The sequence below is a fragment of the Shewanella psychromarinicola genome, from assembly GCF_003855155.1.
In the GTDB taxonomy this organism is placed as follows: domain Bacteria; phylum Pseudomonadota; class Gammaproteobacteria; order Enterobacterales; family Shewanellaceae; genus Shewanella; species Shewanella psychromarinicola.
In genome coordinates this window covers 504,051-524,700 of sequence record NZ_CP034073.1, presented here as the reverse complement: position 1 = coordinate 524,700, position 20,650 = coordinate 504,051, and the positions used below count along the sequence as shown (strand labels likewise).

The following is a 20,650-nucleotide window of genomic DNA, read 5'->3' as shown; positions in this document are numbered from 1 at the left end:
GCAAATATGCGTCACATAATACTCTGTGACGCAGTCAATTTGTTGTTATTAAGGAATAATATTTCCATTATGTTGATCAAATAGATCTGCATGGTTAGTTCCTGGCGACGGGGCCGGATTGACTGTAGCAGTATCAACAATGAGTGCGCCATCATTAAGTAAACCGTTAATGATAACTCCTTCAGTGGTGCTAGCGTATTCCTGCGATAGATCTACACCATCAAGTACAATCAATTGGTCAACATTACCATCAAGGTCGGCATCGATAGAAATTGTCGTGCTGCCATTACTGAACGAGAATTCAAGGTAGGACTCTAAGTCACCGTTCTGTTCATTTTGTAATAAATCACTGATATGAAGAGAGTCATTGTTAACTTCGAAGTCTTTAATCGTATCTGTACCAGTATCGCCCTTAGACCATACAAAGGTGTCATTACCCAGACCACCAATGAGCGTGTCATCACCTAGGCCACCGATAAGTAAGTCATTACCTTCGCCCCCATTGAGAACATCGTTCCCGCCCTGACCAAATAATATATCATTACCAGTACCACCATTTAGAATGTCGTTACCGTCATTTTGATTATTGATATTAAACTCATTTACATGACCACGAATATAATCATGTACTGCTCTAACATCAACATCTGCAACTTTTTGGCCTGTTTTGTCGGCCACATAAGTTTGTAAAGCGACATATCCTTGCTCTGATGAACCGCTAAATCTGACTAAGTCACCAAAGATAATGTCATTACCTTCATTGCCACTTGTGTCATCATCACCTTGTGATTGCAGTGTCTCAGAGCCAGTAATAACACTAGATAGATCAGAGACATCAATTGACGCTCTTACGCTTCCATCTGTATCGTATATTTTCAAGTTTGCTTCATTAACGGTGGTGCCACCGTTTGCACTGGCTAAGCTTATCGCTTCAACTTCAGACACTGCAGCGAGCAGGTTGAACGTGTGTACGGCTTGATTAGTACTATTTGTTCCACTATCGGTATAGCCAGTGAATTTATTATTACCATCAAAACTAATTTGGCCAATTTTAGCGCCTGTATAAGGTGAATAAACAGCACCGTTAGAATTGACAACAATTTCGTTATCAAAGCGAATTATTGTGCCTTTACTATAGTTTGTACCTATTAGTTCACTCAAGTTCACATAACTGTTTGTGGTCGCGTCATGGCCAATTAATACTTTAGATACATCTCTATCAACGGTCTGGACATTTGGTGAACCATCAGTAATGAAATAAGAAATATTATTTCCCACATTTTGTTGGATTGCTGAACCAGTAAACCAGTCTATTGCCGACTCAAATCCAGCTTCATAATTTGTGGAGCCTGATGCACCAGCTGAGTTAAGTTTTGCCATTAAAGTTTCAACAGCTTTTGGATCGTCCATGTTAACTGACACTGAATAATTTGTACCTGTGGCAAAATTAGTCAGTAATACGTTAACAATACCACTATGAGAGCCAGTGGCACTATTCGCGAGTGATTCAAAGACGGATTCCAGCTGAGTTATCGCTTCTGCTATTACCCCTCTCATGCTGCCGGAAGTATCGAAAATAAATGCAATATTGTAATTCTCACCAGCAACAATCTGTAAGCCTTGTTGATCACTAATAATAATATCGTTACTTTGCGTTCCCTCAATAATGTCATTGCCAGGGTTACCGTTATAGCTGACATAAGTGGAACTAGCGTCTGCTTCGCCAACAATGTTAATCGTCACTGTCGCAGTGTCGGTAGCGCCATATTGATCCGTTACCGTATAAGTAAAGGTATCAGTTGCAAGTTGCCCAGCGGTAAGTACTTCAAATGAATCGTTGGTGTCATATGAATAAGTGCCATTACTGTGAATAGTTAGCTGTGCGCCGCTATCTAACAAAACAATCTGGCCATCAGTAACGACGGCTCCATTTACCCCAGTTAGCGTAAATGTATTATCTTGGGCATCAGAGTCATTGTTTAATAGGCCTAGGCTTGTGTCTGTAATGGATAGTACGCCATCTTCAGAGACCATATAAGTGCCCATAATCGCTGGTCCAGACGCTGTAATGCCCGTTAAGAAGTAATCTGATGAGTCAGTTAAGGCACTACCATTAGTCGCTTCATTAATTGTCTGTGTTGCTTCAAACACTAATTGGTCAAAGACAATATTACCGATGTTAATGTTAAAGGTACCAGCATCACCAGAAGTTGTCTTAAACGTTTCACTTGCGACTAATTGTCCATTGTAATAAGCCTTCCAAACACCTTGCTCACCATTATTTTCATTTGAAAATAGGTTAGTGACGTTAAATGTCGCCTGATTAACTAGGCCATTAAAATCAACAACAATCGCTTCAGATGTACCTGTAGCCGAATCATACTCGATTTGTCCTGTTACCTGATCAGAGGTACGTGGCGAACCCGCCACACCGAGCTTGTTAGAGCCTGGTTCAATGTTTACTGCGCCCATTGAACAATCCGCTGTGCGCGCTGAAATCCTCATTAGGCTTTGGCCGTTAGACTGTGGGATTGCCCAAGCGGTACTTGACCCTGTGGTTACTGAATACGATGATCCTGGAAGATCATCAATAGCATCAACATTGTTAAGATTAAAAGTCACAATTGCAGTATCAGTTAAGCTGCCATCACTTGTTTTAACGGTTAGGCTAATTTGGCTACCATTGTCGTAGTTAATTTGCGTTGTATCATTAACAGAAATTACCCCCGTCTGTGCATTAATGATGAAGGCACCATCTGCGCTAATTAGACTATTTGATCCATTAGCAAGCACAAAAGAATAAGACAATGTGTCACCGTCGATATCAGTATCATTTCCAGTATTGGCATCATTAACGTCATATACGTTAATGCCATTAGCAATAGAGTCATTGATTGTGCTGCTGTAATCATCAATAACAGGTGCATCGTTTACTGGGCTCACGGTGATGGTCAAGGTCGAGGTGTCAGTCGGGCCAGTGCCGTCGGTTAACACATAGGTGATCACTGGCACGGGACCATTGTAATTAGCCACTGGAGTAAAGCTGTATGCGCCATTGGCGCTTAATGTAAAGCTACCGACACCGACAATTATCACCGCTTGACCTAAGGTCAATGGGCCCGTCACGCCATCGATGCTGAAGCTTTGTACGGTCACAGGACCATCAACTGAGCTGGTGCCGGTTAATACAGTGCCCGTGGTTGCGCCGCTGTCTTCTGCCACTGAAATCACTTCGTTCGCGTCAGTGAAATTATCGTTCACTGGGCTCACGGTGATGGTCAAGGTAGACGTGTCAGTCGGGCCAGTGCCGTCGGTTAACACATAGGTGATCACTGGCACGGGACCGTTGTAATTAGCCACTGGAGTAAAGCTGTATGCGCCATTGGCGCTTAATGTAAAGCTACCGACACCGGCAATTATCACCGCTTGACCTAAGGTCAATGGGCCAGTAACGCCGTCGATGCTGAAGCTTTGTACGGTCACCGGACCATCAACTGAGCTGGTGCCGGTTAATACAGTGCCCGTGGTTGCGCGGCTGTCTTCTGCCACTGAAATCACTTCGTTCGCGTCAGTGAAATTATCGTTCACTGGGCTCACGGTGATGGTCAAGGTCGACGTGTCGGTCGGGCCAGAGCCGTCGGTTAACACATAGGTGATCACCGGCACGGGACCGTTGTAATTAGCCACTGGAGTAAAGCTGTATGCGCCATTGGCGCTTAATGTAAAGCTACCGACACCGGCAATTATCACCGCTTGACCTAAGGTCAATGGGCCAGTAACGCCGTCGATGCTGAAGCTGTGTACGGTCACCGGACCATCAACTGAGCTGGTGCCGGTTAATACAGTGCCCGTGGTTGCGCCGCTGTCTTCTGCCACTGAAATCACTTCGTTCGCGTCAGTGAAGTTATCGTTCACTGGGCTCACGGTGATGGTCAAGGTCGAGGTGTCGGTCGGGCCAGAGCCGTCGGTTAACACATAGGTGATCACCGGCACGGGACCGTTGTAATTAGCCACTGGAGTAAAGCTGTATGCGCCATTGGCGCTTAATGTAAAGCTACCGACACCGGCAATTATCACCGCTTGACCTAAGGTCAATGGGCCAGTCACGCCGTCAATGCTGAAGCTGTGTACGGTCACCGGACCATCAACTGAGCTGGTGCCGGTTAATACAGTGCCCGTGGTTGCGCCGCTGTCTTCTGCCACTGAAATCACTTCGTTCGCGTCAGTGAAATCATCGTTCACTGGGCTCACGGTGATGGTCAAGGTAGACGTGTCGGTCGGGCCAGAGCCGTCGGTTAACACATAGGTGATCACCGGCACGGGACCGTTGTAATTAGCCACTGGAGTAAAGCTGTATGCGCCATTGGCGCTTAATGTAAAGCTACCGACACCGGCAATTATCACCGCTTGACCTAAGGTCAATGGGCCAGTCACGCCGTCGATGCTGAAGCTGTGTACGGTCACAGGACCATCAACTGAGCTGGTGCCCGTTAATACGGTGCCGGTGGTTGCGCCGCTGTCTTCTGCCACTGAAATCACTTCGTTCGCGTCAGTGAAATTATCGTTCACTGGGCTCACGGTGATGGTCAAGGTAGACGTGTCAGTCGGGCCAGAGCCGTCGGTTAACACATAGGTGATCACCGGCACGGGACCATTGTAATTAGCCACTGGGGTAAAGCTGTATGCGCCATTGGCGCTTAATGTGAAGCTACCGACACCGGCAATTATCACCGCTTGACCTAAGGTCAATGGGCCCGTCACGCCGTCAATGCTGAAGCTGTGTACGGTCACCGGACCATCAACTGAGCTGGTGCCGGTTAATACAGTGCCCGTGGTTGCGCCGCTGTCTTCTGCCACTGAAATCACTTCGTTCGCGTCAGTGAAATCATCGTTCACTGGGCTCACGGTGATGGTCAAGGTCGAGGTGTCGGTCGGGCCAGAGCCGTCGGTTAACACATAGGTGATCACCGGCACGGGACCGTTGTAATTAGCCACTGGAGTAAAGCTGTATGCGCCATTGGCGCTTAATGTGAAGCTACCGACACCGGCAATTATCACCGCTTGACCTAAGGTCAATGGGCCAGTCACGCCGTCGATGCTGAAGCTGTGTACGGTCACCGGACCATCAACTGAGCTGGTGCCGGTTAATACAGTGCCCGTGGTTGCGCCGCTGTCTTCTGCCACTGAAATCACTTCGTTCGCGTCAGTGAAATCATCGTTCACTGGGCTCACGGTGATGGTCAAGGTCGAGGTGTCGGTCGGGCCAGAGCCGTCGGTTAACACATAGGTGATCACCGGCACGGGACCGTTGTAATTAGCCACTGGAGTAAAACTGTATGCGCCATTGGCGCTTAATGTAAAGCTACCGACACCGGCAATTATCACCGCTTGACCTAAGGTCAATGGGCCAGTCACGCCGTCGATGCTGAAGCTGTGTACGGTCACAGGACCATCAACTGAGCTGGTGCCCGTTAATACGGTGCCGGTGGTTGCGCCGCTGTCTTCTGCCACTGAAATTACTTCGTTCGCGTCAGTGAAGTTATCGTTCACTGGGCTCACGGTGATGGTCAAGGTAGACGTGTCAGTCGGGCCAGAGCCGTCGGTTAACACATAGGTGATCACCGGCACGGGGCCGTTGTAATTAGCCACTGGGGTAAACGTATATACACCCGTATCCGTTAAGCTAAAGGTACCGACACCGGCAATAACCACATCGGTTCCATCTGCGGTATGCACGGTTGCATCGCCCGCGACAGTAAAGGTGGTGACTGAAATAGGGCCGTCCACACTGGTGCCGTCAATCACATTACCGGTCACTTGAGGGCTGTCTTCTGCAATGGTGCGCGTTTCATTGTTATCAGTGAAATCATCGTTCACTGGCGTGACCGTTAAGCTCAATGTTGAGGTGTCATTGGCGCCAGAGCCGTCGGTTAACACATAGGTGATCACCGGCACGGGGCCGTTGTAATTAGCCACTGGGGTAAACGTATATACACCCGTATCCGTTAAGCTAAAGGTACCGACACCGGCAATAACCACATCGGTTCCATCTGCGGTATGCACGGTTGTATCGCCCGCGACAGTATAGGTGGTGACTGAAATAGGGCCATCCACACTGGTGCCGTCAATCACATTACCGGTCACTTGAGGGCTGTCTTCTGCAATGGTGCGCGTTTCATTGTTATCAGTGAAATCATCGTTCACCGGCGTGACCGTTAAGCTCAATGTTGAGGTGTCATTGGCGCCAGAGCCATCGGTTAAGGTGTAAGTGATCACCGGCACCGTGCCGTTGTAGTTGGCGACTGGGGTAAACGTATATACACCCGCATCCGTTAAGCTAAAGGTACCGACACCGGCAATAACCACATCGGTTCCATCTGCGGTATGCACGGTTGCATCGCCCGCGACAGTAAAGGTGGTGACTGAAATAGGGCCATCGTCACTGGTGCCATCAATCACATTACCGGTCACTTCAGGGCTGTCTTCTGTGATGCTGCGAGTTTCGTTGGCATCAGTGAAGTCATCATTCATTGCCGTGATCGCTGGGGTATCACTGTCTTGTCCGGTTAGGCTGCCATCGGACACGGTTAAATCAACGGGCGGTAAGGTGCCTCCGCTGTTGACTAACTCAGCTCCGGCTGGGGTCAACACCACTTCGCCGTTGACCAACGCATAGTAACCGTCGTCATTGGTGCCTGGAGTAAAGTCCACCGTCAGTGAATCACCGTCTTCATCAAAGGTGTTGTAGGTCGCGGCCACATCGCCATCGACGGCGCTGTTTTCAGTAAAGTCATTGGCGACAACATCAATGGTAGGCGCATCGTTCGTAGGAGTGATCACCGGAGTGTCACTGTCTTGGCCGGTTAAGCTGCCATCTGACACGGTTAAATCAATTGCAGGCAGCGTGCCGCCGTTGTTAACGAAGTCAGCACCGGCTTGGGTTAATACCACTTCGCCGTTGACCAACGCGTAGTAACCGTCGTCATTGCTGCCAGGGGTAAAGTCAACAGTCAGTAGATCACCGTCTTCATCAAAGGTGGTGTAGGTTGCAGCAACATCGCCATCAACGGCGCTGTTTTCAGTAAAGTCATTGGCGACAACATCAATGGTAGGCGCATCATTCGTAGGAGTGATCACCGGAGTGTCACTGTCTTGACCTGTTAAGCTGCCATCGGACACGGTTAAATCAATTGCAGGCAGCGTGCCGCCGTTGTTAACGAAGTCAGCACCGGCTTGGGTTAATACCACTTCGCCGTTGACCAACGCGTAGTAACCGTCGTCATTGCTGCCAGGGGTAAAGTCAACAGTCAGTAGATCACCGTCTTCATCAAAGGTAGTGTAGGTTGCAGCAACATCGCCATCAACGGCGCTGTTTTCAGTAAAGTCATTGGCTACCACGTCAATGGTGGGCGCATCGTTCGTAGGAGTGATCACCGGAGTGTCACTGTCTTGACCTGTTAAGCTGCCATCGGACACGGTTAAATCAACCGCAGGCAGCGTGCCGCCGTTGTTAACGAAGTCAGCACCGGCTTGGGTTAATACCACTTCGCCGTTGACCAACGCGTAGTAACCGTCGTCATTGCTGCCTGGGGTAAAGTCCACGGTCAGTAGATCACCGTCTTCATCAAAGGTGGTGTAGGTTGCGGCCACATCGCCATCGACGGCGCTGTTTTCAGTAAAGTCATTGGCAACCACGTCAATGGTTGGCGCGTCGTTAGTTGGCGTGACTTGAATTGTTAGCGTCGCGGTTTCACCAGTGTTAGTGGTATAGGTGATGACAGGGACTTGGCCATTCCAGTTTTCATTTGGTGTAAAAGTGTACGAGCCATCAGCGTTAAGAACTAAAACACCGTCATCCAGAGTCACTTCGGTACCGGCAGAATAAGTCTGGCCGTCAACTTCAAAGCTCACTACGCTTAAATCTGAATCAACATCGCTGTCGTTATCTAATACGTTTCCGGTGGCGGCAGTATCTTCTGCAACGCTATTGCTGTCATTAACAAGTACAGACGCATCATCAACAGGCGTAACTTCAATCGTTAGTGTCGCGGTAACACCAGTATTGATGGTATAGGTGATGACAGGGACTTGGCCATTCCAATTTTCATTTGGCGTGAACGTGTACGAGCCATCAGCGTTAAGAACTAAAACACCGTCATCCAGAGTCACTTCGGTACCGGCAGAATAAGTCTGGCCGTCAACTTCAAAGCTCACTACGCTTAAATCTGAATCAACATCGCTGTCGTTATCTAATACATTGCCGGTGGCGGCAGTATCTTCTGCAACGCTATTGCTGTCATTAACAAGTACAGACGCATCATTAACAGGCGTGACTTGAATTGTTAGCGTCGCGGTTTCACCAGTGTTAGTGGTATAGGTGATGACAGGGACTTGGCCATTCCAGTTTTCATTTGGTGTAAAAGTGTACGAGCCATCAGCGTTAAGAACTAAAACACCGTCATCCAGAGTCACTTCGGTACCGGCAGAATAAGTCTGGCCGTCAACTTCAAAGCTCACTACGCTTAAATCTGAATCAACATCGCTGTCGTTATCTAATACGTTTCCGGTGGCGGCAGTATCTTCTGCAACGCTATTGCTGTCATTAACAAGTACAGACGCATCATCAACAGGCGTAACTTCAATCGTTAGTGTCGCGGTAACACCAGTATTGGTGGTATAGGTGATGACAGGGACTTGGCCATTCCAATTTTCATTTTGCGTGAACGTGTACGAGCCATCAGCGTTAAGAACTAAAACACCGTCATCCAGAGTCACTTCGGTACCGGCAGAATAAGTCTGGCCGTCAACTTCAAAGCTCACTACGCTTAAATCTGAATCAACATCGCTGTCGTTATCTAATACGTTTCCGGTGGCGGCAGTATCTTCTGCAACGCTATTGCTGTCATTAACAAGTACAGACGCATCATCAACAGGCGTAACTTCAATCGTTAGTGTCGCGGTAATGCCAGTATTGGTGGTATAGGTAATAACCGGAACTTGACCATTCCAATCTTCATTAGGAGCAAAAGTAAAAGAACCATCAGGATTGATAACGAGCACGCCACCTTCAAGCTCGATTTCTGTACCTGCAGGATAGGTTTGACCATCTACTTCAAAACTGACTACGCTTAAATCTGAATCAACATCGCTGTCGTTATCGAGTACATTGCCAGAAGCAACTTGATCTTCGTTAACTGTAATGACGTCATTTAATAAAATCGATGGGGAATCATTTTCAATAACAATTTCTTCTTGAGTCACTGCTGTTGGGGCAGCAGTTTGTCCTGTCGTGTCGTAGCCTGCATTTGCAATTGTCTCGCCAGCATCTCGTGTTACAGCAACATAACCAGAATCACCTTGGTTGACAGTTGGGGTGCCAGCGGCAGTTTCTGGTAAATCTTCAGTTGGGTCTTCGCCAGATGCAATCAATGCCTGTAAGGCTTCTATTTCATCCAAAGATTGTTGATCTGCTGCTTGTCCAACAATCGCATCATTATTAGTATCAGCTGGTGTTATGAGTGATTCATCATTAGGAGTATTAGCACTATTAAAAATAGTACCGTCATCAAAAGTTATAACAAAACCAAGCTCATCACTGCTAGCGACTATTGCGCCTGCCGGAGCTGTCTGACCAAGTTGTAGTTCCTTGGTTTCATTGTTAATAGTTATTGTCACCGAACCTTCTGAAGCAGAAAGTATTCCATTCTTTGATGTAGTCATCGATCCCATTTGAAGCTCCCAACAGCTTTGATACACTTAAGATATTAATAGGTTAATATGCAAAGTATCTGCGTATTAACCTATCAGTATTAACATTAAAATAAATAGTATTAACATTAAAATAAATTTAGAAACAATCTACTAAGAATAATATCATTGGTTGCTAAAATAGTCAATTTTTTGACGTTTAATAGATTGTTAACTAAGGTGTTGAATTTGATATATAAAGATATTATTATGATGTCTATTCTAACCATGTTGTACGTTTTAAGTCACGATAAGTTCACTATTTTGGATTAACTCTTCTGTCTATATATCGGCCTAATAAACAAAAAGTTAACAAATTTAACAAAAAAAGCCTGCAAATTGCAGGCTTTAAGTGTGTACCAAATAATAAAATCACTGTTTACATGATATTAGCCGCGTTGCGATAGCTATGGGCCGCAGTAGAGTTTTCACCCAACTGTTCTTGTGCTTGCGCCAACGCGAGCCATGATTGATGAGTGGGTGCTATGCGACATACGTTTTGCCAATGAATTTTGGCTTGTTTAGTGTCACGACTTTGAATGGCAAGTTTTGCTAGGCACATTTGATAGTCAGCATCATTTTCATGAGAGGTTTCTAATCGGCCGAGTAATTTTCGTATATCTTGATCTTGTGCACTAATTAAATCTGGTATTGCCGAAAATAAAGCCGCCGATGGCGAAGCGTTAACTTGTTTATGAATTAACTTTATCGCTTGTTCTTTGTGACCATACTGAATAAGGCCATGAGCATAAGCTAATATTAATTCATCTTGTTTACGTTCTGACTTATTTAACCAATGCCAACATTTATTCAACTCTGCTTCAGAGGTTTTTGCTGCATTCAACATTAAAATATTGTTCGTTTTAGTGTTTAATTGACTCCACTCCGTTTCAGCTAACAATTGGCGCTTTTTCAAAATAGGTAACAGCAACTTTAATGCCTGCCAATCCTGTTGCTGTAGATATAATTCTTGAGCCAGTTTCAACACTGGGGCACTGCTTTTACTTGTGGGGCTGAGTGTATCTAGTATTGCACGGGCTTTAACGAATTCACCCTGCTTGATTAAATAACGAGTACGCGAAGTATATACCGCCGTTTTTGCGATAGGGTGGACCTCTGCTTGAGTTAAATAATGATCCCGCGCGGTGATATCACCTTGATAGTGTGCTGCTCTGGCCGCTGCAAATAAGTTTAATACTGGAATTTCACCTTTTTCAGCACCTTTAGCCATGGCTCGTTCTGCCGCTGGCCAATCTTCTTCTGCCAGTGCTAAAGCGCCGATTAAAGTATGTTTTTTAGCCGCTTTTCTTCGCCATTCTTCTGGAAGATATCGGCTGCTTAGTACGATATTTAATAGAAGGACGATTAACCACTCGAGTAATTGCAGCGCAAAATAAAATACAATTAATCCAATCACTCCTACTACTAAACTGGTTTCGACTTGGTAGTCGCCAATCGCGATATACACGTAACCACTTTGCCCAACAATAAGTGGACTGAGACACAGTCCAATTAAAATGAGCACCACATAAACTAGCGTCTTAATCATTGTGCAGGCTCCTCAGTAGGCATAATCTCACCATAGATAACGAGTTGCTGCAGTAGTGGCGATGCTTGAAATTTATTGAGTGTAATTTTGTCAATCTTAACCTTGGCAAGTTTATCTAAAGACTTAATCGTTGCTTTGGTCTTTGGATCCCTTAAATCAAAGTACTGTTGTAACCACTTGTCTGCTAAAGAAATAGACTGTTGATAATTCACTTGATCAAAACGGTACAATGCTAATTGTGCTTGCAGTAATTTGTTGCGAATGTTTTCGACCAAATACCACTGTTGATCCGGTGACAATAGCGGTTCTAAATCAGTAGTACGTTTACGGATAGTGATGAAGCCATCAGTTAAATCATGCCAAGTACGGGCCAGGTTCTGTTGCCAGTCGTCAATTGAGTCCGTTACTGGAGGGGTATTTTTGGTTGCAGCAAAATTTTCATCAACACGATTTAACGTTAATTGTGTTAAGCCATCGATAAGGATATCTAGGTCAAAAATAGTATTGGTTACGTCTGTGGTTTTTAATGCTTTAACGTTGGTGATGTCATCAGCTAAGGCCTTACGCAGAGATGTTAATGCAGGATCTTTCATGGCGCTGATGCGCTCATCTGCTGACTGTAATAAACCAATTGCAGTTTGTGGATCATTTTCTAACCACAGCTTTCGGCCCGCCATGCGCACTAGGTATTCCGCTTCTGATGCCATCCAATGGTTAGGACTGCGCTGGGCAATAATGGCGACGCGTTCTTGCAATTGTTTAGTTGATTGCTGCAGATCGGCCAACTTCGCATAAGCTTTGGTATCGTTTGACTGTTGTTGATCTAGTGTACCAATGCGCTTATTGGTTGCCATTGTCGTTTGTTGTAATTCATCTTTTAACGATTTATTTTGTGTTACTTGCTCAGTGAGACTTTGTTCCAACTGAGCTTGGTCATTGCCTTGTTGATCAAGCTGCAAATAGAGCCAATAACAAGCTGCGATAGCAATAATTGCCACGATTAAACTGAACAAGACTCCAAGGCGGATCCACCAAGAGCTAGGTTTAGCTTTGCGTCGGCTCTTATTTACAGGAGAATTTACAGGAGAATTCACAGAGGATTTTGCAGAGGGATTGGACTGATTATTATTGGTTTTGTCAGCAGACTGCTGGCTGGTCGCATTGCCTTTTTTGGCCTGTGCCGGATTGTCCGTTGGACTTGGCGCAGGAGACATAACGTTCTCATCCTTGTGTGCTGGCGAGTTTGGATCTTTTTTATTGTTTTCCATGAACAGTCCTTGAAAGCAAAAATACAACCAATAAAAGCAATATTAATAAATGCGTGTCGATGCAACATAACAATACAATAACAAATTATAAAGCAAGACTCGTTAGTATAGCTTGAGTATTGGCTCCATTTGCATTGGTAATATGGCTCAATCCCATTGCTTTAGCTTGTAACTCGACGCGATTACTGGGGACTATGATATGACATGCACGTAACCATGCAAATAATTCTTTTGGTACAAGCTCGATTAAATTGGATAATGTTTCACCACTGGTAATCACAATGGTATCTATCCCAAACGATTTCCAGTGTTGAGTTATCTCTTTGCCGTCAAGTTTTGGTAGCGCGCGTTGGTAGACCTGCCAGTAGCTCACATTGGCGCCACGTAGTTGTAACTGTTCAGCGAGTGTTTCTCGTCCGCCTAAGCCTCGAACAATAATAAATGATTGTTTTTCGACATGCTGTAATTGGGGCAGTGACAATAAGCCTTCGCTATCTTGACTGTCTTCTGGCGAGCTAACGGCATGGATATTATATTGGGCTAGGCTATCTGCCGTTGCTTGACCGACAGCAAAATAACGGCAATATGAGGGGAAATTGTTGTGGAGTTTTTTTGCCGCAAAATCGACGGCATTGGTACTAATAAATAATAAATTATCAGTTTGGTCTAGTACGGCGTTAGTAATCGATTCGTTTGTATCAATGATCGCTAAAAGTGGAGTAACAAGATAAGCAACATCTCGACGTGAGAGTTGCTCCTCCATTGCTTGATTGCGCCCGAGTGGGCGCGTTAACAAGACTTTCATCGTCTGTTATCTTGATGACAAAATATTAACGGGCATACACAGCATCTAAAATAGTTTTAGCGCCGCGACTGATTAAATCTTCCGCAAGAGATTTACCAAGCGCTATACCATCCTGCTTAGCGCCCGATACTGTGCCATGGACTATTTGGCTACCATCAGGATTACCGACTAAACCTCGTAAGGTTAAGGTATCACCGTTAATTTCAGCAAAAGCACCAATAGGGACTTGGCATCCGCCTTCTAAACGGGAATTCATTGCTCTTTCAGCAAGCACTCTATAACGGGTTTCTAAATGTTCAAGTGGCGCTAATAATGCCTTAACGCGCTCATCATCGGTACGGCACTCAATACCCACCGCACCTTGGCCATTAGCTGGAAGTGACTCTTCGGCAGAGATAAAACCTGCAATACGGTCATTCAATTTTAAGCGTATTAATCCTGCAGCTGCCAAGATAATGGCTGCGTAATCACCGCTGTCGAGCTTGGCTAAACGGGTGCCAACATTACCGCGTAAATCTTTGATCACTAAATCAGGGCGAGCGGCTCTAATTTGGCACTGTCGGCGTAAACTTGATGTGCCTACCACCGCGCCCTGAGGCAATTCGCTGATAGATTTATAATTATTTGATACAAAAGCATCGCGTGGATCTTCACGTTCGCAAATAACTTGAAGCCCTAACCCTTCTGGAAAGTCTACCGGCAAGTCTTTCATTGAATGCACTGCAATATCGGCACGATTCTCAAGCATGGCAACTTCAAGCTCTTTAACAAACAGTCCTTTGCCACCGATTTTAGCCAACGGAGTATCTAAAATGACATCACCTTTGGTGCTCATCGGCAATAGTTCAACGGTTAATCCAGTGTGAATGCGTTCAAGTTCAGCTTTGACAAATTCAGCTTGCCACATTGCCAGTGGACTTTTACGTGTTGCGATACGAATTATATTTTCAGACATTGTAGTAGATCCATCAGATAGCCTCATTGAGGTAATGCTATCATTGCTCAAGCGATGATGTAACAAATCGATGGCAATTGTTTGAAGTCTGTAGAGCTTATTCTGGGCCTAGATCCTCGATTAACTTCTGGCGAAACCAAAAAAAGTGCTACCATTATCACTGTTTTGGCGAAAACGTGAGGTTGGTTGGCTTTATTGGTGGTAATTGTAATAATAAATTAGTTTCTTATAATTATTTGTTATTAACGGTTTGTTTTTAAGCGTTTGTATTAGCCAAAGTATAAAGGATGTGAGTCTTGACCGATAAAACGGCATATTATCAAAAGGATCTAGCTGAGAAACTAAATAGCATCAGATTGACTAGAGTGCTTAATGTGTTGCCTGATTTACAGCAACATTTATTTCATCTCATCCCATTTTTAATTCAATATAATCAAATAGATGTTTCTGACATTATTGATCCTAAGACGCCGTGTGGAATACACAATTTTATATTGTCAGACGCGATGATTTCAGCATGTGATGCCTTGAGTTTACCTATTTCGGAGGCTATTGATTCAAGTGCTACGGCTTTTGAAGGCATATATGCCATGGGTAGCACTGCCAGTTTTGGACAAAACCCGCAAAGTGATATAGATATCTGGTTGATTTACAACAGTAATCTTACCCAAGACCAGCTTAACTTAATCGAATATAAGAACAAACTCATTACTGACTGGTTTGCCGGTTTTGAGTTTGAAGTTAACTTTTATCTTGTGCATCCCATGCAATTTAGAGAATGCAGCGCATTTGATAATTGCCAGTCAGTAGGCATAGAACACAGTGGTAGTAGCCAACATTGGCTATTGTTAGAAGAGTTTTACCGCTCTCACATTCGACTCGCAGGCAAAATTGTTGCTTGGTGGCCCGATGCCGATAGTCAAGATACTGAATCTGATCCTAACTTACTGTATCTTGGTGATGTCAATTCATTGCCAGCAGGAGAGTATTTTGGTGCCTCATTATGGCAGCTTTATAAGGGCTTAAATAAACCTCATAAAGCTTTATTAAAAGTGTTACTGCTTGAAACATATGCTTCTGAATACCCACATACCCAGATGATAACCCAGCAAATTTGGCAATATTGTCAACAACAAGATTTTAGTGTTGATAACGATGCTTATTTACTGCTTTATCAACGTATAGAAGCTTACTTGATTGCTCAGGGAGAGCATAATCGTTTAGAAATTGTCAGACGTTGTTTTTACTTAAAGTCTGGCGTTACGTTATCGTGTGTATCACCTCATAGTGCGACAGACTGGCGGGTTGAAAAAATTAACAGTCTCGTTAAGCAATGGGGGTGGAGCCATGAGTTAGTTGCCACATTGGATAATAGCCCTTATTGGCATGCCGGCCAGTTAAAATGGTTCAATCAGCAGCTCAGTGAACTGCTATTAGTCAGTTACAAGAATCTATTAAAATTTGCCTCGAAACAAACGCTAAGTGAACGTATGCGGGTTGAAGAACTCGGCTTGTTGGCGCGTAAATTACACACTTATTTTAGTCATGATGACCATTTGTTGCAGCCTCTAAATCGTTTATGGAGTTTATCGACCGCGGAAAAGTCGTTAACGATCCGCCATTGCTTAAAGACATCACGATTTTATTTATATCGTCAACCTTATGACGAACTGGATCAATTTCAAGTCGATACTCGTTATCAACAAAACGCCTTTGATAATCATGCTATACACGATGCTGACAACATATGCAGCCTAGTTGCGTGGTCAGTGATGAATGGTCTGGCAACTTCAGAGACTCATTGGTTTCAAGTTGGGCGCAATAAAATGCGCGCCGACAAGCTAGGCTACCTTTCGCGTAAATTGATCCCTATCATGCATCATGTGCCCACGGTGTCTAAGCGCGATTTATGTGAGCCATGGTTTTATCAAAAAATTGTGTTTATTGCGAATATGGATGGTGATCCGACGACTCAATGGTTTGGACCTGAATCGATGCTGGATCATGCAAATGCCACTGTTTTATCCCTAGGTCAAACTAAACAGAATATGTTGTCATCAGTTGCAATCGTTTGCTTAGACAGTTGGGGTGAATGGCAATGTCATCGTTTTAACGGTCACACCGCATTACTTGAAGCGATTTCATTTATTATATTGGGATTAAAGCGTTCGAATGAACAAGTTGATTTATCGATTATTAGTTGCTCAGCCAAGTTAAAGCAACAGATTTTCAATCAGCTCAAAACACTGCTGTTACGTTGTTATGGTTTAATGAAGAAGGCGGATCAGACGAATACATTGATGCATTCAATAACGATTGGTGATCAACGATACCGTCTGTATTTTAATTCTTTAGGGATGATGTATCGTAAACGTGACTCGATGGCTCATAAAAAGAGTGATGAAACTTATGTGTTGCCGCGGCCTGATTTAGCGGATGATCCTCATTCGAGTGCGCCATCGGTGATCTACCAATATACAGTGATGGGTGCGAAACAGTACTTTTTACATAAACGTAATCAAATGCTGGATGTGTATATCGCGGATGAAATTAATCAGCTTGAGCATTTACAATATCAACATACTAACATCAATGATTTTGTTGCCCAAGAAAGTCACTTATACGTATTTGACGAGAAAAAACAACGACATCCTGTTTTTAATATGCCGCAGTTTTTCCAACTTGTACGCATAGAAGGTGAATTAACCGTTATGCCCTTTGGTTTGTCAAAAGATGAGATGGGCTCAGCATTTTAAGCATAAGCCCAATATCAATCACTATTTAATAACTCACTCAATCGCTATCACAAACTCAAACAATGGGACATTTATGGGTTTATCTTGAGCACAATACCGCTTTGCTTGTTAATTGCATCAATCACGAAAGGCATAAATTCCAACCCATTACGGGTATCTAACCATTTTTCGTCATTATAATTAAAGTGATAGCCACCAGATTTCGTGGCTAGCCAAATTTCATGAAGCGGTTCTTGTTTATTGATGACGATTTGCGAACCATCTTCAAAAGCCAACTGCAAAACATTGCCGCTTGCATTGATATCGACATCGGCATCTTGCTCGTCAATTGCTTTTTCTACCGCGTTTTCTATCTCGGCAAACATTTCATCGGCTAATCGATGAAATTCAGTATCTGTAATAGCCATGTATTTCTATCCTTTGCTTTCTGCGTTATGAATGCGATTATAAGTCCATTATTAACTAGATGCACAGATGTTGAGAAAAATGAGACTGCTTTTATTTATTATGCTTGCTAGCCTATTCGTAACCGCATGTGGTCAAAAAGGGGTTTTGTACAAAACACCTGAGCCAGTGGTCAATAAAGTCGCCCCAAAATCTGCCAGCACAGATGTGCTAAAGCAAACAGAGGAACTCGACTCTCAATCCTCAATTTCACAACAAGAATAGCATTTATAAGGGACCGTATTTTGGATTACTTTTCTTATCAAAATAATTCACTATTCGCAGAAGACTGCGATGTAGCAAAATTGGCCAAGACTCATGGCACGCCGCTGTACATATATTCTCGTGCCACATTAGAGCGTCATTGGCATGCCTTTAATAATGCCGTTGCTGATCATCCTCATCTTATTTGCTATGCAGTGAAAGCCAATTCAAACCTTGCGGTATTAAATGTATTGGCCCGTTTAGGCAGTGGTTTTGATATTGTCTCTGGCGGTGAGCTCTCGCGTGTGCTGCAAGCGGGCGGCGATCCTAACAAAGTGGTTTTTTCTGGTGTGGGCAAAACCGTTGCCGAAATGGAGCAAGCTCTCAACATCGGGATTTACTGTTTTAATGTTGAGTCGAGTGCCGAACTTGAACAGCTCAATGATGTTGCCGGGCGATTAGGGAAAGTGGCACCTGTTTCGTTGCGAATTAATCCTGATGTTGATGCCGGTACTCATCCTTACATTTCGACAGGTCTTAAAGAAAATAAATTTGGCATCGCAATGGATGAAGCCGAAGTGGTTTTTGCCCGTGCGGCTCAATTAGCTCATTTACATGTTAAAGGGGTTGATTGTCATATTGGTTCTCAGCTCACTGAAATAAAACCTTTCTTAGATGCGATGGATCGCATGCTTGCGTTGATAGACCGTTTAGGTGAGCTAGGTATTGAGATAAAACATTTTGATGTAGGTGGCGGCTTAGGCGTGACTTATAACGCTGAAACCCCGCCACATCCCGATGCTTATGCTGCAGCATTACTTGAACGATTAAATGGACGTAAGTTAACGTTAATTTTTGAACCGGGTCGTGCGATTGCGGCTAACGCAGGTATTTTCGTCACTCAAGTGCTTTATTTAAAAGAAAACAGCGATAAGCGTTTTGCGATTGTCGATGGGGCAATGAATGATCTTATTCGTCCATCACTTTACAGCGCATGGCAAAATATTATTCCGGTACAACAAAATGATGCGCCAACGTTTGCTTATGATATCGTAGGCCCAGTGTGTGAGACCGGTGACTTTTTGGGTAAAGACAGGCAGTTAGCGGTAAAAGCGGGTGACTTCTTAGCGGTTCGCTCTAGTGGCGCTTATGGTTTTGCGATGGCCTCAAATTATAATTCTCGCCCAAGAGTCGCTGAAATTATGGTTGATGGTGGTGATGATTTTGTTGTTCGTCAGCGCGAAACGCTACAACAACTTTGGCAAGGCGAACATTTATTGCCATAGGCAGTAAGCTAGCGGCATAACGTTTTATAAGGAAACTTTTGTGATCCATTTCACTAAGATGCACGGACTGGGTAATGACTTTATGGTTGTTGATGGCGTAACACAAAATGTGTTTTTTTCGCCTGAGCAAATTCGCCGTCTTGCAGATCGCAATTTTGGGATTGGTTTTGATCAACTACTGTTGGTCGAGCCGCCCTATGATCCTGATTTAGATTTCCATTATCGCATCTTTAATGCCGATGGCAGTGAAGTTGAACAGTGTGGCAACGGTGCTCGCTGTTTTGCTCGTTTTGTTCGAAATAAAGGCTTAACCCAAAAAAATAAAATTCGCGTGAGTACTAATTCAGGCAAAATCACTTTACGGATTGAGCGTGATGGTAACGTGACAGTCAATATGGGTGTACCTGTTATCGAGCCAAGCCAAATTCCGTTTAAAGCCAAAAAAAGCGAAAAAACATACTTACTACAAACCTCAATGCAAACTTACCTATGTGGCGCTATTTCAATTGGTAATCCACACTGTGTCATCGACGTCGAGGATGTGCAAACCGTGGCCGTTGATGAAATTGGTAGTATGTTAACCCGTCATGAGCGCTTTCCTAAAGGCGTGAATGTGGGCTTTATGCAAGTCATTACCCCTGGACATATTAAATTACGGGTATATGAGCGTGGTGTGGCAGAGACGTTAGCTTGTGGTACAGGAGCCTGTGCCGCTGCAGCGGTTGGGCAATTACAAGGTAAGCTTGATAAGCAGGTGAGAGTTGACTTACCTGGTGGTAGTTTAGTGATCAATTGGGACGGTGAGGGTAAACCTCTGTGGATGACTGGACCGGCTGAACACGTATATGACGGACAAATACAATTATGAGTGACATTACCACTGAAGCCAGTTTAACCAATGAGGCCACTGACGATACTGTTAGCAGCGCTCAAGCAAAAGATATTAATTCAATTGGCCAAGATCTTGGTGCCGATATGATGGTGAGTATGCAGCAAGCGCCGTTTGATGAAATGTTGATCCGCGAATACTTATTGGATAATCCTGACTTTTTTAATCGCTATCCTGAGCTGTTAGTCGCCATGCGTATACCGCATACTGAACGCGGCGCGGTATCATTAGTTGAACGCCGACAAGAGCTATTGCGTCAACGAGTGGGTCAGCTCGAAGAAGAAATTACTTCGCTAATGAATATTGCGACTCATAACGAGAGAATATTTAAATTTAATACTGAGTTATCGTTTAAAATGCTTGCGAGCCAAGACTTGGGTGAGCTGCGTCTAGTGCTGTCAGAGGGGTTAAAAACCGAGTTTGGCTTTAGTCATGTCAGGTTGATTACTGTGCACGATATCGACAGTGAATTAGCTAAGATTTGGCGTCATCGAGTCCAAAACGGTTATTACTTTGGCCGGTTAACCCAGTCAGAATCTAAACGTTTGTTTGGTAGCGAAGTCGGCTCTGTGGCATTAACTAAATTATCTGATGAAAATGGTCAGGTGATATTTGCCATCGCAAGTAAAAATCCAACCCATTTTCATCCCGACATGGATTCGTTGTTATTTAGCCAATTGCGTCGTTTGCTGGACCATATGTTGCCGCAACTGTAATCGTTAATGCCAAGTGTATTGTTTAGGATAC

At 44.3% G+C, this 20,650-nt stretch carries 11 protein-coding genes; 5 read left to right on the top strand and 6 right to left on the bottom strand.

Annotated features, from left to right (window positions below):
• Positions 1-48: 48 nt before the first annotated feature.
• The 5 genes from EGC80_RS02150 to hemC form a co-directional block, all read right to left on the bottom strand.
• Entirely contained in the window at positions 49-9,729 is a 9,681-nt protein-coding gene (locus EGC80_RS02150; RefSeq protein WP_124693451.1) for a retention module-containing protein, read from the bottom strand.
• A gap of 397 nt (positions 9,730-10,126) precedes the next feature.
• Positions 10,127-11,296, bottom strand: coding sequence for a heme biosynthesis HemY N-terminal domain-containing protein (locus EGC80_RS02145; protein ID WP_101032988.1), 1,170 nt, complete (start codon positions 11,294-11,296; stop codon positions 10,127-10,129).
• On the bottom strand, positions 11,293-12,564 hold the full coding sequence (locus EGC80_RS02140) for a uroporphyrinogen-III C-methyltransferase (protein WP_124014049.1): 1,272 nt from the start codon (positions 12,562-12,564) through the stop codon (positions 11,293-11,295). Before EGC80_RS02140 ends, EGC80_RS02145 begins: the two co-directional genes overlap by 4 nt.
• A gap of 85 nt (positions 12,565-12,649) precedes the next feature.
• Positions 12,650-13,369 carry a uroporphyrinogen-III synthase gene (locus EGC80_RS02135; RefSeq protein ID WP_101032986.1) on the bottom strand — a complete coding sequence of 240 codons (720 nt, stop codon included), beginning with the start codon at positions 13,367-13,369 and terminating at the stop codon, positions 12,650-12,652.
• 25 nt (positions 13,370-13,394) lie between these two features.
• Positions 13,395-14,324 carry a hydroxymethylbilane synthase gene (hemC, locus tag EGC80_RS02130; protein ID WP_101032985.1) on the bottom strand — a complete coding sequence of 310 codons (930 nt, stop codon included), beginning with the start codon at positions 14,322-14,324 and terminating at the stop codon, positions 13,395-13,397.
• Positions 14,325-14,620: 296 nt separating this feature from the next.
• Here hemC and EGC80_RS02125 point away from each other — a divergent pair, with 296 nt between their 5' ends.
• Entirely contained in the window at positions 14,621-17,080 is a 2,460-nt protein-coding gene (locus EGC80_RS02125) for a class I adenylate cyclase (RefSeq protein WP_124014050.1), read from the top strand.
• Positions 17,081-17,151: 71 nt separating this feature from the next.
• On the opposite strand, the gene cyaY is transcribed toward EGC80_RS02125, so the two are convergent.
• On the bottom strand, positions 17,152-17,487 hold the full coding sequence (gene cyaY, locus EGC80_RS02120) for an iron donor protein CyaY (protein ID WP_101032983.1): 336 nt from the start codon (positions 17,485-17,487) through the stop codon (positions 17,152-17,154).
• A 79-nt stretch (positions 17,488-17,566) separates the two neighbouring features.
• Between cyaY and lptM the strand changes: the two genes are divergently transcribed.
• The 4 genes from lptM to EGC80_RS02100 all read left to right on the top strand — a co-directional run bounded on the left by lptM (position 17,567) and on the right by EGC80_RS02100 (position 20,619).
• Positions 17,567-17,749 carry an LPS translocon maturation chaperone LptM gene (lptM, locus tag EGC80_RS22515; RefSeq protein WP_198554847.1) on the top strand — a complete coding sequence of 61 codons (183 nt, stop codon included), beginning with the start codon at positions 17,567-17,569 and terminating at the stop codon, positions 17,747-17,749.
• Between the two features lie 20 nt (positions 17,750-17,769).
• Entirely contained in the window at positions 17,770-19,014 is a 1,245-nt protein-coding gene (lysA, locus tag EGC80_RS02110; RefSeq protein WP_124014051.1) for a diaminopimelate decarboxylase, read from the top strand.
• A gap of 40 nt (positions 19,015-19,054) precedes the next feature.
• The gene (dapF, locus tag EGC80_RS02105) at positions 19,055-19,882 is read left to right on the top strand and encodes a diaminopimelate epimerase (RefSeq protein WP_101032980.1); all 828 of its coding nucleotides are present in this window, start codon (positions 19,055-19,057) and stop codon (positions 19,880-19,882) included.
• A gap of 107 nt (positions 19,883-19,989) precedes the next feature.
• Positions 19,990-20,619, top strand: coding sequence for a DUF484 family protein (locus tag EGC80_RS02100; protein WP_101034757.1), 630 nt, complete (start codon positions 19,990-19,992; stop codon positions 20,617-20,619).
• Positions 20,620-20,650 lie beyond the last annotated feature (31 nt).

Excerpts from the sequence above, each read along its gene's own strand:
- lptM (WP_198554847.1), top strand. The coding sequence starts at position 17,567 with ATGAGACTGCTTTTATTTATTATGCTTGCTAGCCTATTCGTAACCGCA.
- cyaY (WP_101032983.1), bottom strand. The coding sequence starts at position 17,487 with ATGGCTATTACAGATACTGAATTTCATCGATTAGCCGATGAAATGTTT.
- EGC80_RS02135 (WP_101032986.1), bottom strand. The coding sequence starts at position 13,369 with ATGAAAGTCTTGTTAACGCGCCCACTCGGGCGCAATCAAGCAATGGAG.
- EGC80_RS02145 (WP_101032988.1), bottom strand. The coding sequence starts at position 11,296 with ATGATTAAGACGCTAGTTTATGTGGTGCTCATTTTAATTGGACTGTGT.
- EGC80_RS02100 (WP_101034757.1), top strand. The coding sequence starts at position 19,990 with ATGATGGTGAGTATGCAGCAAGCGCCGTTTGATGAAATGTTGATCCGC.
- EGC80_RS02140 (WP_124014049.1), bottom strand. The coding sequence starts at position 12,564 with ATGGAAAACAATAAAAAAGATCCAAACTCGCCAGCACACAAGGATGAG.
- hemC (WP_101032985.1), bottom strand. The coding sequence starts at position 14,324 with ATGTCTGAAAATATAATTCGTATCGCAACACGTAAAAGTCCACTGGCA.
- EGC80_RS02150 (WP_124693451.1), bottom strand. The coding sequence starts at position 9,729 with ATGGGATCGATGACTACATCAAAGAATGGAATACTTTCTGCTTCAGAA.